This window comes from Pseudomonas sp. FW305-3-2-15-C-LB1, assembly GCF_058787615.1.
The window spans coordinates 118,311-133,437 of sequence record NZ_JBYSZX010000009.1; the positions used below are offsets into that span (position 1 = coordinate 118,311).

General features: G+C 62.0%; 16 protein-coding genes. 11 read left to right on the forward strand and 5 right to left on the reverse strand.

The annotated features are described in order from the left end of the window. The first annotated feature begins 125 nt into the window (after positions 1–125). The 5 genes from AC3WP7_RS18745 to AC3WP7_RS18765 all read left to right on the forward strand — a co-directional run bounded on the left by AC3WP7_RS18745 (position 126) and on the right by AC3WP7_RS18765 (position 5,620). The gene (locus AC3WP7_RS18745; protein WP_092248120.1) at positions 126–2,042 is read left to right on the forward strand and encodes a sigma-54-dependent Fis family transcriptional regulator; all 1,917 of its coding nucleotides are present in this window, start codon (positions 126–128) and stop codon (positions 2,040–2,042) included. 490 nt (positions 2,043–2,532) lie between these two features. Further along, the gene (locus tag AC3WP7_RS18750; RefSeq protein WP_256572987.1) at positions 2,533–3,270 is read left to right on the forward strand and encodes a hypothetical protein; all 738 of its coding nucleotides are present in this window, start codon (positions 2,533–2,535) and stop codon (positions 3,268–3,270) included. Between the two features lie 97 nt (positions 3,271–3,367). Continuing rightward, positions 3,368–4,717 carry a UDP-N-acetylmuramate:L-alanyl-gamma-D-glutamyl-meso-diaminopimelate ligase gene (mpl, locus tag AC3WP7_RS18755; protein WP_093125669.1) on the forward strand — a complete coding sequence of 450 codons (1,350 nt, stop codon included), beginning with the start codon at positions 3,368–3,370 and terminating at the stop codon, positions 4,715–4,717. Next, a complete protein-coding gene (gene ubiX, locus AC3WP7_RS18760; protein WP_028618086.1) occupies positions 4,714–5,343 on the forward strand; it encodes a flavin prenyltransferase UbiX in 630 nt (209 codons plus the stop codon). Before mpl ends, ubiX begins: the two co-directional genes overlap by 4 nt. Continuing rightward, positions 5,336–5,620: a YceK/YidQ family lipoprotein gene (locus AC3WP7_RS18765; protein ID WP_071493681.1), complete on the forward strand. Its 285-nt coding sequence runs from the start codon at positions 5,336–5,338 to the stop codon at positions 5,618–5,620. Before ubiX ends, AC3WP7_RS18765 begins: the two co-directional genes overlap by 8 nt. A 53-nt stretch (positions 5,621–5,673) precedes the next feature. Here AC3WP7_RS18765 and AC3WP7_RS18770 read toward each other — a convergent pair whose 3' ends face one another. The 3 genes from AC3WP7_RS18770 to AC3WP7_RS18780 form a co-directional block, all read right to left on the reverse strand. Continuing rightward, on the reverse strand, positions 5,674–6,315 hold the full coding sequence (locus tag AC3WP7_RS18770) for an oxidoreductase (protein ID WP_102592444.1): 642 nt from the start codon (positions 6,313–6,315) through the stop codon (positions 5,674–5,676). Positions 6,316–6,344: 29 nt separating this feature from the next. Continuing rightward, positions 6,345–8,063, reverse strand: a complete 1,719-nt coding sequence (locus tag AC3WP7_RS18775; protein ID WP_092248130.1) for a C13 family peptidase — start codon at positions 8,061–8,063, stop codon at positions 6,345–6,347. Between the two features lie 105 nt (positions 8,064–8,168). Beyond that, positions 8,169–8,624, reverse strand: coding sequence for a MaoC family dehydratase (locus tag AC3WP7_RS18780; RefSeq protein WP_071489885.1), 456 nt, complete (start codon positions 8,622–8,624; stop codon positions 8,169–8,171). 163 nt (positions 8,625–8,787) lie between these two features. Between AC3WP7_RS18780 and AC3WP7_RS18785 the strand changes: the two genes are divergently transcribed. Genes AC3WP7_RS18785 through AC3WP7_RS18795 form a run of 3 tightly spaced genes read left to right on the forward strand, consistent with a single transcriptional unit; the run spans position 8,788 to position 10,466 of the window. After that, positions 8,788–9,141: a CidA/LrgA family protein gene (locus AC3WP7_RS18785; protein WP_102592443.1), complete on the forward strand. Its 354-nt coding sequence runs from the start codon at positions 8,788–8,790 to the stop codon at positions 9,139–9,141. Then, positions 9,138–9,854 carry an LrgB family protein gene (locus AC3WP7_RS18790; RefSeq protein WP_092248136.1) on the forward strand — a complete coding sequence of 239 codons (717 nt, stop codon included), beginning with the start codon at positions 9,138–9,140 and terminating at the stop codon, positions 9,852–9,854. Before AC3WP7_RS18785 ends, AC3WP7_RS18790 begins: the two co-directional genes overlap by 4 nt. A 21-nt stretch (positions 9,855–9,875) precedes the next feature. Next, a complete protein-coding gene (locus AC3WP7_RS18795) occupies positions 9,876–10,466 on the forward strand; it encodes an LON peptidase substrate-binding domain-containing protein (RefSeq protein WP_058427778.1) in 591 nt (196 codons plus the stop codon). Here AC3WP7_RS18795 and AC3WP7_RS18800 read toward each other — a convergent pair. After that, positions 10,463–11,779, reverse strand: a complete 1,317-nt coding sequence (locus tag AC3WP7_RS18800; RefSeq protein WP_071489886.1) for a bifunctional DedA family/phosphatase PAP2 family protein — start codon at positions 11,777–11,779, stop codon at positions 10,463–10,465. The two genes, AC3WP7_RS18795 and AC3WP7_RS18800, sit on opposite strands and share 4 nt — an antisense overlap. 16 nt (positions 11,780–11,795) lie before the next feature. Then, complete coding sequence (locus tag AC3WP7_RS18805; protein WP_092248442.1) at positions 11,796–12,479, reverse strand: DNA-3-methyladenine glycosylase; 684 nt, start codon at positions 12,477–12,479, stop codon at positions 11,796–11,798. Between the two features lie 174 nt (positions 12,480–12,653). Between AC3WP7_RS18805 and AC3WP7_RS18810 the strand changes: the two genes are divergently transcribed. The 3 genes from AC3WP7_RS18810 (at position 12,654) to rsfS (ending at position 15,127) form a co-directional block, all read left to right on the forward strand. Then, entirely contained in the window at positions 12,654–13,919 is a 1,266-nt protein-coding gene (locus tag AC3WP7_RS18810; RefSeq protein ID WP_102592442.1) for a glutamate-5-semialdehyde dehydrogenase, read from the forward strand. Next, complete coding sequence (gene nadD / locus AC3WP7_RS18815; protein WP_071489888.1) at positions 13,919–14,563, forward strand: nicotinate-nucleotide adenylyltransferase; 645 nt, start codon at positions 13,919–13,921, stop codon at positions 14,561–14,563. Before AC3WP7_RS18810 ends, nadD begins: the two co-directional genes overlap by 1 nt. Before the next feature lie 69 nt (positions 14,564–14,632). Next, positions 14,633–15,127: a ribosome silencing factor gene (gene rsfS / locus AC3WP7_RS18820; RefSeq protein WP_003176298.1), complete on the forward strand. Its 495-nt coding sequence runs from the start codon at positions 14,633–14,635 to the stop codon at positions 15,125–15,127.

The window sequence follows — 15,127 nt, forward strand, 5'->3', positions numbered from 1 at the left end:
ATACAGCCTGAGTGACAGTTTGTGCCATAAACGGTACAGCCTGTGACGGGCGGGTCGGCCTGGGATTGCATTGCCAGGATGGCTGGGGGATGCTGGGGGTTCTCACGCAGGGAGAATAATAAGAAATGCACAACGATCATTTCAGTCGCCATGCCCAGCAAGTCCTCACCGTGGCGCATGGTCGCGACCCATCCAGCGATCCCTCCATCGCCCGCTCCTGGCTGCGCTGCCTGGAGGACTATCACCTCGACCCTGCGCAAACCATTGCCCCCACCGTGCTTGAACACGGGCGCCTGCTGGAAAGCCGCGAGCGCCTGCAACAGGTGCTGCATATCGCCGGCAGTGAGATGAACAGCCTGCACCAGCAGCTGTCCGGCGCCGGGCATGCGGTACTGCTGACCGATGCGCGAGGCGTGATCCTCAACTGTGTCACCGCGCCGTCCGAGCGCAAGATCTTCGAACGCGCCGGGCTTTGGCTGGGCGCTGACTGGAGCGAAGCGTGCGAGGGCACCAACGGCATCGGCACCTGCCTGGTGGAGCGCCAATCCCTGACCATTCATCGTGATGAACACTTCCGTGGCCGGCATACCGGGCTGACCTGTTCGGCTAGCCCGGTGTTCGATCCCCATGGCGATCTGCTGGCTGTGCTGGATGTGTCCTCGGCCCGCGAGGCGGTGTCGCGTCAGAGCCAGTTCCACACCATGGCGCTGGTCAATCTGTCGGCGAAGATGATCGAGAGTTGCTATTTCTTGCGCCACTTTGAAAACCACTGGTTGCTGCGCTTTCACCTGCAGGCTGAGTCGGTGGGGTTGTTCAGTGAAGGATTGCTGGCGTTCGATGGCGACGGGCGCATCTGCGCGGTGAACCAAAGTGCGCTGAACCTGTTGGGGCAGTTGCGTGGCGGTCTGCTGGGCCAGCCGGTGGAGGCATTTTTCGAATGCACCCTCGATCAGTTGCTCGGCCGCGCCAGCGCCAATGCCACCGCCAGTTGGCCGTTGCGTACCCGCGATGGTCGGCATTTGTTCGCGGCGCTGCGCGGTCAGGTGCGCAGTATTCCCACACCCGTTGCCAAACCTGCGGTAGTGGAACGGCCGCGCCTGCCCGGCATCTGCCTGGGCGATCCGGCCCTGCAACAGGACTTCAGCAAGGCGTTGCGGGTTTTCGAGCGCGATGTGCCGTTGCTGATCAATGGCGAAACCGGTTCCGGTAAAGAGGCCTTTGCCAAGGCCGTGCATCAGGCCAGCCGGCGGGCCGACAAGGCATTTGTGGCACTCAACTGTGCCGCCATCCCGGAAAGCCTGATCGAAAGTGAATTGTTCGGCTATCGGGGAGGCAGCTTTACCGGTGCGCGCAAAGAAGGCATGCAAGGCAAGTTGCAGCAAGCCGATGGCGGCACCCTGTTTCTCGACGAAATCGGCGATATGCCCCTGGCGCTGCAAACCCGTCTGCTAAGAGTGCTGGAGGACCGGCTGGTGGTGCCGCTCGGCGGTGAGCCCCAGGCGGTAAACGTACGAATTATCAGCGCCACCCATCGCAATTTGCTGGCGCGTGTGCAGGACGGCACCTTTCGCGAAGACTTGTACTACCGGCTCAATGGTCTGGAAATTTCCCTGCCGGCACTGCGTGATCGCGCGGACAAATCCCAGTTGCTGGATTTTCTGCTGGGCCAGGAGGCGGGTGAGCAACAGGTCGCGCTGGATCCTGCTGCACGCCGGGTGTTGTTGGCGTTTGCCTGGCCAGGCAATGTGCGTCAGATGCGCATGGTGCTGCGCACGCTGATCGCGCTATGTACGGACGGTCTTGTTCGGCTTGAAGACGTGCCCGCCCGTGTTCGTGGTTCGCAGACCGCACAGGCAAACAGTGTCATGCCATCGGTTGATTCATCGCTTGATGTCGCCGAACGTGGAGCGTTGCTGGCCGCCTTGGCGCAGCAACACTGGCACATGAGCCAGACCGCGGTTTTATTGGGCATCAGTCGAAATACGTTATATAGAAAGTTGCGCAAGTACGGAATCGCTCGTCAATTGCGCCAGGAATGTTAGTTGCCGGTCGCTTATTAACTGCGGCGTGTAAGTAACGGTTATCGCTCACCGTCCGAGGGGTCGGCTTTGTTTGCGCGGCATTGGTTTTCTGGAACTGGTGGTTGGTTTTTCAAGACGCAAAGGATAAGGCCAATGTGCAATTTGGCCTTGCCTGTCTCAACAACCATCCGTTTCAGAAGTTATCAGGGTGAAGGTTATGCGTATAACAGGTCAGACTCCGGCAACACCTATGCAAACTGAACAACCGTCCACCGAGTCATCAAAAGAGCCCACGGCACCGCCCATTAATTATCCCAGTGATGAAGCCCAAAACGGGCAAGAGGTACACAGTCGTCGCAAGAGAGACTTGTTTTTCAACCCGTTCAGGCGGCGTCCGCCATCACCACCGACACGGGGAAGCAGCGTTGGAGGCTCACGGCCACGCCTCAATCCCCCGCCTGCAAGCCCAGCGCCGCCGACGGGGTCTGCGGGAAGTGCCTTCAAGAGTATTTTGCCAAAGATCACTGGCCAGCCGGTGGCCAATGTGATTCCGTCCCAGACCCATGCTGCTCCCAAGACCTTGGCCGAGGTGACGCAAAACCTGATCGTTGCGGATCGATTGCACAAGGCCGGTGTGTTTTCCACTTCCCCCAAACTCGGCACGGTGGCCCGTGATGCCTTTGTAAATGCGGGTGTCAATGGGCTCGTCAGTGCGCCACTCAGTATTGCAACCTACGCAGGGTCCGCTTGGACAGGAGAGGCGATCAAAGGCCAGTACGCCGCACAGACCCCGGTACTGCCACCGGTGCACCAACCGGCCCCCAGCACTCAGGGGACGACGCCCACGGGCAGTATTTCGACGCAGAATGCCAATGTAGACACGCGATTGGCCCTGGCCGAACTGCGTATCGAGGTCGTGGCGAATAACATCATGGCAATACGGGAGGGGACGGATGCGACGGCCCTCAAATTGGTTGAACGTGATTCACAGTCTCCGGGTGAGCGACTGGCCGCGCTTGAGGCCTTGTACGACGTCGCCGAAAATCAACTCAAGATGATCGGTGATGAAAACGACATGATCTTTCGACCTTACAAAGAAGCTTCCGGCGCAACGACCGGTACCGACAGCAGCCGGCTGGACAGCCTGGACAAGCGTTTTGAGGCGGTGAACAAGTTCATCGGCAAACTCATCGTACTCAAGGCCACCGAGTTACCCGTCGAAACAACAGCTGATACGGCGACCGTCTGAGTCCCCGGGCGGCCCTCCGGGGCCGCTTCCTGACAGCTAAAGAGTGCGATTTTCGCCCCCCTGCGCTAACCTGCCTCGATGTTTTACGAGGTCGACTATGCACATTCATATTCTCGGTATCTGCGGCACGTTCATGGGCTCGATGGCGGTGCTGGCCAAAGAGCTGGGCCACCATGTCACCGGCTCCGACGCCAACGTCTATCCGCCCATGAGCACGCAACTCGAGGCCCAGGGCATCGAGCTGACCCAAGGCTACGACCCGGAGCAATTCGACCCGGTCCCTGACCTGGTGGTGATCGGCAACGCCATGTCCCGTGGCAACCCAGCGGTCGAATATGTGCTCAACAAAGGTTTGCCTTATGTGTCTGGCCCGCAGTGGCTGGCCGACCACGTGCTGCAAGGCCGCTGGGTACTTGCTGTCGCCGGCACTCACGGCAAGACCACCACCAGCAGCATGCTGGCCTGGGTGCTTGAGCATGCGGGCATGAGCCCGGGCTTCCTGATTGGCGGCGTGCCGCAGAATTTCTCGGTGTCGGCGCGCTTGGGCGACACGCCGTTCTTCGTGATCGAGGCGGATGAATACGACAGCGCCTTCTTCGACAAGCGCTCAAAGTTCGTTCACTACCGTCCGCGCACGGCAATCCTGAACAACCTGGAATTCGATCACGCCGACATCTTCCCCGACCTGGCGGCCATCGAGCGCCAGTTCCACCACTTGGTGCGGACCATTCCAAGCGAAGGCCTGGTGATCCACCCGACCACCGAGCCTGCCTTGCAGCGCGTGATCGAGATGGGCTGCTGGACCCCGGTACAAACCACCGGCGCGGGCGGGCAATGGCAGGTCAAGTTGCTCAGCGAAGACGGTTCCCGCTTTGAAGTGCTGTTCGAGGGCGAGGCCCAAGGCATCGTCGAGTGGGACATGACCGGCCAGCATAACGTCGCCAACGCTTTGGTGACCCTGGCGGCTGCGCGGCATGTAGGCGTAGTGCCGTCCATGGGTATCGCCGCGCTGAGTGCATTCAAGAGCGTGAAACGGCGTATGGAAAAGGTCGCCGACGTGAATGGGATTACCATCTACGACGACTTTGCCCACCACCCGACGGCGATTGCCACCACCCTGGATGGCCTGCGCAAGCGCGTTGGCGATGCGCCGATCATTGCGATTGTCGAGCCGCGCTCCAACTCCATGAAGCTTGGCGCGCACCGCGACGGCCTGCCGGAAAGCGTCAACGATGCCGACCAGGTGGTCTGGTACGCACCGGCCAATCTCGGCTGGGACCTGCCGGCGATTGCCGCCCTGTGCACGGTGCCGTCCAGCGTCTGCGACTCCATCGAAGGCATCATCGAACACGTCAAGCACCAGGCCAAGCCCGGCACTCACGTAGTGGTCATGAGCAACGGCGGCTTTGGCGGCCTGCATGGCAAGTTGGCCGAGGCGCTGAAATGAGCGGCCCGGAGCGCGTCACCCTGGCGATGACCGGTGCATCCGGCGCACCCTATGGCTTGCGTCTGCTCGATTGCCTGGTGCGTGAAGACCGCGAAGTGCATTTCCTGATCTCCAAGGCCGCGCAGTTGGTAATGGCCACCGAGACCGACGTGGCGCTGCCGCCCAAGGTGCAGACCATGCAGGCCTTCCTCACCGAATACACCGGTGCGGCGGCGGGGCAGATCAAGGTCTACGGCAAAGAGGACTGGATGTCGCCGGTGGCGTCCGGCTCGGGAGCGCCGGCGGCGATGGTGGTGGTGCCGTGTTCCACGGGCACCTTGTCGGCGATTGCCACGGGGGCCTGCAACAACTTGATCGAACGGGCTGCTGACGTGACCTTGAAGGAGCGCCGCCAGTTGATCCTGGTGCCACGAGAAGCGCCGTATTCGAGCATTCACCTGGAGCACATGCTCAAGTTGTCGAACATGGGCGTGACCATTCTGCCGGCCTCGCCGGGTTTCTATCACCAGCCGCAGACCATCGATGACCTGGTGGACTTTGTGGTGGCGCGCATTCTCAACCTGCTGAACATTCCCCAGGACATGCTGCCACGTTGGGGCGAGCACCATTTGAGCAGCGATGAATAAGGCGCTGCTGGTCCTGCTGGCGCTGCAACTGACGGGCTGCGCCACCGCGCGTACGTTGGACGCGGCGCAACCGGGTGCGCCGGTGGTGTATGCCGGCACGCGGTTGGATTTGTATGCGATGAATGGTGGCTGCTGCGCCAAGGACAGGTTTGGTGCCGAGGCGCCGGGTTATCCTGGGGTGGATCTGCCGGCGAGTGCGTTGCTCGATACCTTGTTGTTGCCGCTGTCGGTGTTGACGGTGTTGGGCGTTGGTTTCAACGCCACGGGCGGCCTGTAACCCTGGGGCAAGCCCGCTCGCCACGAAAAAGCCCTTCAGTGGGAAGGGGCCGGTTATTTGCCGAGTTTGCGCAACTCGTCCGACTCCACCACCCGCACCCCATCCTGCTCTTCCAGCGCCAGGCGCCACATGGCGCGGGCCAGTTCGCACACTTCAATGCCGTGGTATTTGCCCGGAATCAACCGCGACAGCGGCCCGGCCAATTGCTCCGCCAAGCGCGGTTGCAAGCGTTCCCCCAGCAACAACGAAGGCCGCACGATGGTCAGCTGTGGCCAGTCCTGGGCCCTCAAGGCTTGTTCCATTTCCCCCTTGACGCGGTTGTAGAACACCGAGGATTTCGGGTCGGCGCCAATCGCGCTGATCACGATCAGGTGCCGCGCGCCCATTTCCCGCGCACGCTTGGCGAAGGCCACGACCATGTCCAGGTCAACCGCGCGAAAGGCGGCTTCGGAACCAGCTTGTTTGAGGGTGGTGCCCAGGCAGCAGAAGGCGATATCCACCCGGCCGCTCAGTTGTGGCAGGAGCACCTCCGGGTCGCCCACCGGGTTTTCCAAATGCGGGTGTTCGGCCAGCGGCTTGCGGCTGGGCGCAAGCACGCGGGTCACGGTGGGTTCGTTGAGCAGGCGGTCGAGCAGGTGTTCGCCGGTAAGGCCGGTGGCTCCGGCGAGCAAGATATGCTGAGGCGTCAGGTACATGGTGTTTCCCCCTTGTTACACGTTACAGCTTAGTTGCCTTTGGCTTCCTTGCTATTCATTGAGACGCTTTCCAGCGCCTTTCGTGCCTGCTGTTTGCGTAATAATTGCCAGTGGGCGATCACACCCTTGGGGGCCCAGATCTGCGGTTCGGAGGCTTCGAAGTTGTCCGCCTGTTCGCGTTCGGCCACATGCAGTTGCGCCAGCTTGAAGGCTTGCTGCAAGTCGTCGGTCTGGTTGAGGGCTTGGGCGAAGAGGGCGTCGCCGAAGTAGGTGAAGTCGGCTTCCTCGGAGCAGCCGAAGGACACGCGGTCGGCCCGGGAGGCGGTCATGATCAGCGTGTGCTCATCCTTCAAGGCCGGGATGAAGCCGCCGGAGTAGCAGGCCGAAATCACCACGATCTTGTCGCGGTTCTTCAGCGGTGCCAGCACGGCTGCCAGCTCATCGGCTGGCAGGTCGGCCAGCTCCATGCGCGGCTGGTCCAGCACCAGTTCGTGTTCGTGGGTACCGTGGCTGGTCATGTAGATGAACACCAAGTCTTCCGGGCCGGTGCGCTCGGCCAGGGTTTGCACGGCGCGACGCAAGCTTTCGCGGGTGGCCAGGGGGCGATCGGTGATGTGGTCGCGGTGATTGACCAGGCGAATCTGCCCGCGTGCGCCGAAGCGGGTGGCGAGCATATTGCTGACGTAATCGGCTTCGCGCAGGAACACGCTTTGTTTACCGTCGCCAGCCACGGCCAGGGTGTACAGCTCCACGGCGGGGGTGGAGGCGGGCACGGCGGCGAGGGCTGCATCCAGCAGGCGGCCTTGGGCCAGCACGCCGATTTCCAGGGGGTCGGGCAGCAGTTTGCCGTCGGCGTCACGCACGCGCATGCCATTGACCCAGGTACCGGCCTGCACGGTGCCGTCGGTGAGGACCAGGGTGCCTTTGCCTTGATAGTTGTCGCCGTCGAAACCGCCGATATAGAAGCTGCCATCGGTGAGGTTGAGGCGACCTTCGCCGCTAAAGCGCCAATCAGCGAACTGGCCGACGTAGTGGCTGCCATCCACACCGATCAACTCGCCCTTGCCGCTGAGCGCGCCTTCCTTGAATTGGCCGATCCACACGTCGCCATCGGCGTTCTCGTAGCGGCCCTTGCCGTTGAGTTGGTTCTGCTTGAACTGGCCGACATAGATGTCACCGTCGGCGCTGTTGAAGGTGCCGTTGCCTTCCAACTGACCATCGACGAAATGGCCGCTGAACTGGTTGCCGCTGTCGTCGTTGCGCTGGCCTTCGCCATTGGGCTTGCCGTGGGCGAACTGGCCCTGGTACTGGCTGCCGTCCGCCAGCTCCAGGCGACCAAGGCCGGAATACTGGTCGTCCTTGAATTCGCCGCGATAGGTCATCTGCCCCTCTTTGAGGGTGCCTTCGCCATTGCGTCGTCCGTTCTTGAAGCCGCCCACATAGTGGCTGCCCGCCGTGGTCAGGCTGCCCTGGCCATCGAACAGGCCTTGCTGGAACCGGCCTTTATAGACTTCGCCGTTGCTGCCATGCCATTCGCCCTGGCCGTGCCACTGGCCCTTGTCGAACTGCCCGGCGTACCAGCTGCCGTTGGGGTAGTCCACGCGGCCCTGGCCCTGCAGCAAGCCATCGACCACATCACCCCGGTAGCGGCCGCCATCAGGCAGGCGCGCATCGGGCGGCAACAGCGATTCGCCATCTCCGCAAGCGGTGAGCAACAGGGCAAGGGCGAGGGGAGCGAGTGGGCGCATAGCGGGATCCGGATAATTGAGCGCCGAGTATGCCGCAGCTGCGAGTTTCATACATAAATTTACATACCCTGTGGTGAGGTTTATTTCCCCACCACAGGCACGGCCTTATACAAAGCAGAGTGACAACGACTCGGCAATGTAAGCCGGTTTTTCCTGGCCTTCGATTTCCAGGGTGCAGGTTGCCTTGAGCAACCACTGGCCGGGCTTTTTCTCGGACACGTCGGTGAGGGTGACCGCCAGGCGCACGTTGGAGTTGACCTTCACCGGCTGGATGAAGCGTACGCTGTCCAAACCATAATTGACTGCCATCTTCAGGCCTTCGGGCATGATCAGGATGTCTTCGATCAGCTTGGGGATCAGCGACAACGACAGGAAGCCGTGGGCGATGGTGCTGCCGAATGGCGTTTGCGCGGCCTTGACCGGGTCGACGTGGATGAACTGATGATCGCCCGTGGCCTCGGCGAACAGGTTGATGCGTGCCTGGTCGATGGTGAGCCATTCGGAACGTCCCAGTTCCTTGCCGACATAGTCTTTGAGCTGCGCTACGGGTACATGGGGCATTGCGTCTCTCCTTGGTTCATCGGTGCTGTTTTTATCGATTACAGAGAACCAATGTAGATCATCATGGCCAATCGGCCCGGTCAACCCACCATGCTTTTGGCGAATGCCGGTGCATAGGGCGGGCATGCTTATAATGCGGGCGAGTTTCGAGGGGGAAGAACGGATGCTGTTACGGGGCCTGACCTGGCTGGTGCTGTTTCAATTGATCGGCACCGCGATCAATCATTTGCTGTTGCCGGTACTGCCGGGGCCGATCATCGGGCTGCTGCTGATACTGGGCTTCCTGGTCTGGCGTGGCGAAGTCGGCGAGCCATTGAGCCTGGCCGCCAGCAGCCTGTTACGGTACCTGCCGTTGCTGCTGGTGCCGCCGGCGGTAGGCGTGATGGTGTATGCCAAGGACATCGCCGCGGACTTCTGGGCCATTGTCGGTGCGCTGGTGTTGTCACTGGTGATTGCCATGGGCTTTGTCGGCGTGTTGATGCAGCAGATGGTCAAGCGCAAGGAGAAGGATCAATGACCTTCGACTGGCAGGGCGCCTGGGCGGCGGTGATCCATCACCCGTTGTTCGGCATCGGCATCACCCTGGGTGCCTATCAACTGGTACTGGCCGGTTTCGAGAAAACCCGCTGGATCTTCCTGCAGCCTGTACTGGTTTCCATGCTGCTGGTGATCGGCGTACTGATCAGCTGTGGCCTGAGCTACGCCGAGTACCGCAAGAGCACCGAGATCATGGGCATCCTGCTGGGCCCGGCGACGGTGGCCCTGGCGGTGCCGCTCTACTTGAACCTGCGGCGCATTCGCCAATTGTTCTGGCCGATTTTTACTACGCTGGTGATAGGCGGAGTGTTGGCCACCGGCCTGTGTGTACTGCTGGGCTGGTGGTTTGGCGCCGAACACAGGATGTTGATGACCATGGCGCCCAAGTCGGTGACCTCGCCGATCGCCATGCTGGTGGCCGAGCAGATTGGCGGTGTGGCGGCATTGGCGGCGGTGTTTGTGCTGATCACCGGGGTGATCGGCGCGATGATCGGCCCGGCATACCTGTCGCGCCTGGGCGTGCACAGCCCTGAGGCGCGGGGCATGGCCCTGGGCATGACCGCCCACGCGGTCGGCACCTCAGTGGCGTTGCAGGAAAGCGAAGAGTGCGGCGCCTTTGCGGCGCTGGCCATGAGTCTGATGGGCGTGGCCACGGCAGTGTTCCTGCCGCTGGCTGTGTCGGTGATCGTTTAAACCGGGTTTAAGGAAACCTTTATGAGTCTGGCGCTGTTCCCACTCAATACCGTGCTATTCCCAGGCTGCACCCTCGACCTGCAATTGTTCGAGGCGCGCTATCTGGACATGGTCGCCCGCTGCATGAAAAAGGGCGAAAGCTTCGGCGTGGTGTGCATCCTCGACGGCAAGGAAGTGGGCCTGGCCCCGGACGGCTACGCGCTGATCGGCTGTGAAGCGCTGATCCGCGACTTCAAGCAGCAGGACAATGGCCTGCTGGGGATTCGTGTCGAAGGCGGTCGCCGGTTCCGGGTGCGTGACGCGGGCGTGCAGAAAGACCAACTGCTGGTGGCTGATGTGCAGTGGCTCGAAGAACTGCCGGATCAACCGCTGGAAGAAGAGGACGCCGACCTGCTGGCATTGCTCCAGGCGTTGGCCGAGCATCCGATGGTGGCCTCGCTGGACATGGACGCCCACGCCGACGGGCAGCAAGCCTTGGGCAATCAACTGGCGTATCTGCTGCCATTCACCGAGGCCGACAAGATCGACCTGCTGCAACTCGACGACCCGCAGCAGCGCCTGGATGCGATCCAGATGCTGCTCGATGAGTTGCAGGGCGAGTTGTTCACTTAATAGGCATAACGCAGCAGGGCGTGGGGCGTGCCGGTGAGGGCGATAAAGCTGAGCACCGCCACCAATGCTGGCAGCAACAGCCACCAGGCTTTTTGCGGCATCGCCGGCAGCGGGCTGCGGTACTGGCTGACCCCCAGGCTGAACGCACATACCGTCATCGCCAGCAGCGTGCCGGCCAGGATGTCTGTGGGCCAATGCGCGCCCAGGTAGACCCGCGACAATGCGATAAAGGCGGCGGGAATGCAGCCCAGCAGCATCCAGGTCAGGCGTAGCCGGATGGGTTGCCCGCGCCCGGCCAGGACCGCGAGGGCCAGGAAAAACGCAAACGCGCCGGATGCATGGCCGCTGGGCATACTGAAACTGGTCAGTGGGTCTGTGAGGATTTCCGGGCGGCCACGGGCGAAAAACAACTTGGTTCCGGTGTTGATCACCGCCGCACCGGCGAGGGTCGCGCCGACAAACACCGCATGGCGCCATTGCCGAGCCACTAGCAGCAAGCCGGTAAACACGGCGCTGGCGACGAACATCTTCTTGAATTCGCCCAGTTGGGTGATGCGCACCATCACTTCGTCCAGCCAGGGGCTGCGGTGCTCCTGTACCAGGGCGCTCAGGCCCTGGTCAAAGTCATTGAGGTGGGGGTAGCCGATAAACAAGGCGATCAACATCGTCAGGCTGGCGCAACCGATCCAAAGGGTAGCGCGACGATGGCCACGCAGGCTGCTGTTCAGGCTCAGGCCCACCACCACCGCGATACAGGCTGCTACCACTCCCGCTTCAGGCCAGAAACCCTCCGGCAATGGCAGGCGGAACGCGGCGCCGGTCGCCCAGCCTGGCAGCAGGTACGCCACCGACCATCCCGCCGCCGCCACGAGGCTGACAATCGCAAAACGCGGGAAGGGCATGTCGCACATCCCGGCCACCATCGGCAGCATGGGCCGCAGCGGGCCGATGAAGCGCCCGACCAGCAGGCTGGCAATGCCGTACTTGTGGAAGTAGGTTTCGGCGCCGTTCATCCATTCCGGGTGATGACGCAAGCCGGGCAAGCGCCGGATGTTCTGGTGGAAATGTCGCCCCAAGTAGTAGGAAACCCCGTCACCCAACAATCCGCCGAGGAAGCCCAGCAGCAGGGTCTCGCTCAGTGACAGCGCACCGCTGCCGGCGAGGGCGGCAATGGCAAACAACAATACCGTGCCCGGCACGATCAGCCCGGCGATGGCCAGGCACTCCACGCAGGCGACGATAAACACCGCGACCGCCAGCCATTCGGGGTTCAGGGTCAACCAGCCGGTAATGCTATCGAGCCATTGGCCCATACAATCCACTCCATGCTCAAATCAAAAAATAATCGCGGCCTTCGACCTGGCCCCTGCGCAGCGGGTTCCGCGTGCAATAAGGCGCGTAGCCAGCATCGACGAAGCGGTACATCAGGTGTTCATCACGCCCGCTGGGGATCCCCAGGCGGGTGGTCTGGATGATCTGGGTCGGGGTCTGCCCCACATCCTCCACGTAGAGCCGTTCCTGATCGAAGCGCTTGGCATCCCACATCGGCACCTTCAGACCCAAGGCCTTACACAGCAGGGTCTGGCCGGCGCACAGTTTTTGCGAGGCGCGGGGACTGCCGTCGGGGGTCGGGTTGTTCAACAACATCTGTGCCAGGCTGGCCGGGCCTGATACCTCATCGACCCATGGATAGGCCGATTTGATCAACACGGCATTGCCTGGTCCATGGGCGCTGAAGTTCAGCGAATCGCCACCCCGGGCGTAGTACATGTAGATATGCCCGCCATCCAGAAACAAAGCCTTACGCTTTTCTGTGTAGCCCAATGAGGCGTGACTGCCTTTTTCCGCCACGTAATAGGCTTCGGTTTCAATAATCCGCGCCGAAAGCCAGGTTTCACCGACGCGATGGCGGATGACTTTGCCGAGCAATTCCTGCGCAAGCAGTTGCGCGTCACGGTCGAAGAAGCAGTCGGGCAGGGCGCTGGCGGGGAGTTGCGGCGATGAACTGGGCATGGCGGTCAGGGTAAATACGGCTAAATGTGACGGAATCATAACAACTCCCACCTTAATTACCGCTGAACCCCAGGTTTTTACAGTTCATTTCGACCATCCGCCCCTCACCGCTGTCAGTCGGGCGGCGTCACAGCTATAATCTGCCGCTTTCCTCCCTGCCAAGACTCCCTGACCATGACTGAGTCCGTTCTTGACTACATGACCCGCCTGGGTCGCGCTGCCCGTCAGGCCTCGCGGTTGATCGCCCGTGCGAGCACTGCGCAGAAGAACCGTGCCCTGCTGGCCGCCGCCGATGCCCTGGATGCTTCGCGCTCCGAGCTCAGCGCCGCCAACGAGCAAGACCTGGCCAACGGCCGCGCCAATGGCCTGGAGCCGGCCCTGCTGGACCGCCTGGCACTGACCCCGGCACGTATCGACGACATGATCGAAGGCCTGCGTCAGGTGGCCAAGCTGCCTGACCCCATCGGTGAAATCCGCGACATGCGTTACCTGCCGTCCGGCATTCAGGTCGGCAAGATGCGCGTGCCCCTGGGCGTGATCGGTATCATTTACGAGTCGCGTCCGAACGTGACCATCGACGCCGCGAGCCTGTGCCTGAAGTCTGGCAACGCCACCATCCTGCGCGGCGGTTCCGAGGCGATCAATTCCAACCGTGCCATCGCGGCCTGCATCCAGCAGGGCCTGGCCGTGGCCGAGCTGCCCGCCGAAGTGGTGCAAGTGGTGGAAACCACCGACCGCGCCGCCGTGGGCGCGTTGATCACCATGCCGGAATTCGTCGACGTTATCGTGCCGCGTGGCGGCAAGAGCCTGATCGAACGCGTCAGCCGCGATGCCAAGGTGCCAGTGATCAAGCACCTGGACGGCGTGTGCCACGTGTACATCGACATCGCCGCCGACATCGACAAGGCGATCCGCATCGCCGACAACGCCAAGACCCACCGCTACGCCCCGTGCAACACCATGGAAACCCTGCTGGTGCACGTCGGCATTGCCGAGCGCGTGCTACCGCCGCTGGCTGCCATCTACCGCGACAAGGGCGTTGAACTGCGCGGTTGCGCGCGCACCCGTGCGCTGCTGGGTGCGGACGTGATCGAGGCGACCGAGCTGGACTGGTACACCGAATACACCGCGCCGATCCTGTCGATCAAGATCGTCGATGACCTCGACGAAGCCATCGAACACATCAACACCTACGGCTCCAAGCACACCGACGCCATTGTCTCCGAGCATTTCAGCGATGCGCGACGCTTCCTCAACGAAGTGGATTCCGCCTCGGTGATGATCAACGCTTCGACACGCTTTGCCGACGGCTTCGAATACGGCCTGGGCGCAGAGATCGGGATTTCCACCGACAAGCTCCACGCCCGTGGCCCGGTCGGGCTGGAAGGCCTGACCAGCGAGAAGTACGTGGTGTTCGGCGACGGTCATGTGCGCACTTGATGGGTAAACGCATCGGGCTGCTCGGCGGTACCTTCGACCCCGTGCACATCGGCCATTTGCGCAGTGCCCTGGAAGTTGCGGATGCTCTCGCGCTGGACGAGCTGCGCGTGATGCCCAATGCGCGGCCGCCCCATCGCGATACGCCGCAGGTGTCGCCGCAGCAACGCCTGGAAATGGTGCGCCTGGCGGTGGAAGGCATAACGCCGCTGGTGGTGGACGACCGCGAGCTCAAGCGCGATAAACCGTCCTACACTGTTGACACCCTGGAGCTGATGCGCGCCGAGTTGGCCGCGGATGACCAGTTGTTTTTGCTTCTGGGCTGGGACGCTTTTTGCGGCCTGCCCTCTTGGCATCGCTGGGAGGAACTCCTCCAGCATTGTCACATCCTGGTTCTGCAACGCCCGGATGCCGACAGCGAACCGCCGGATGCCTTGCGCAACCTGCTGGCCGCGCGGTCGGTAAGTGACCCCTTGGCCCTGACCGGGCCGAACGGGAATATTGCATTCGTCTGGCAGACCCCGCTTGCGGTGTCCGCCACCCAGATCCGTCAACTGCTGGCCAGCGGGAAGTCGGTACGTTTCCTGGTGCCTGACGCGGTCCTGGCCTACATCGATGCGCACGGGCTTTACCGTGCGTCGAACTGAAAAGGCGCGCTTGAACGCACGAAAAATCGTACGGCAGGCGCCCGAACATACGAGCAAAACGAGTTTTATATGACGAACAAAGACGTAAGCAAAGTTAAGCGCAAAGGCACTTTCAAAAGCGCGCCGCTGCCGGTTGAAGCCCACGTAGGCCCGGAATTGGCCGGCGAAGAGCTGGTAAAGGTCGCCGTGGCTGCCCTGGAGGACGTCAAGGCCCAGGATATCCAGGTGCTGGACGTGCGCGACAAGCAGAGCATCACCGACTTCATGATCATCGCCACCGGTACCTCGAACCGCCAGATCGGCGCGATGCTCGACAAGGTCCGCGAAGCCGTCAAAGCCCAAGGCGTGAAGCCGCTGGGTGAAGAAGGCAAGGGCGACAGCGACTGGGTGCTGCTGGACATGGACGATGTGATCGTTCACATGATGACCTCCAACGCCCGCCAGTTCTACGATCTGGAGCGTCTGTGGAAAGGCGCCGAGCAGAGCCGTGCCGCCGATGGCAAGCACCACAGCCCGGAAGTGGGCCACGCGCACTTCGACAAGCTGAACAAAGACCAGGAATAA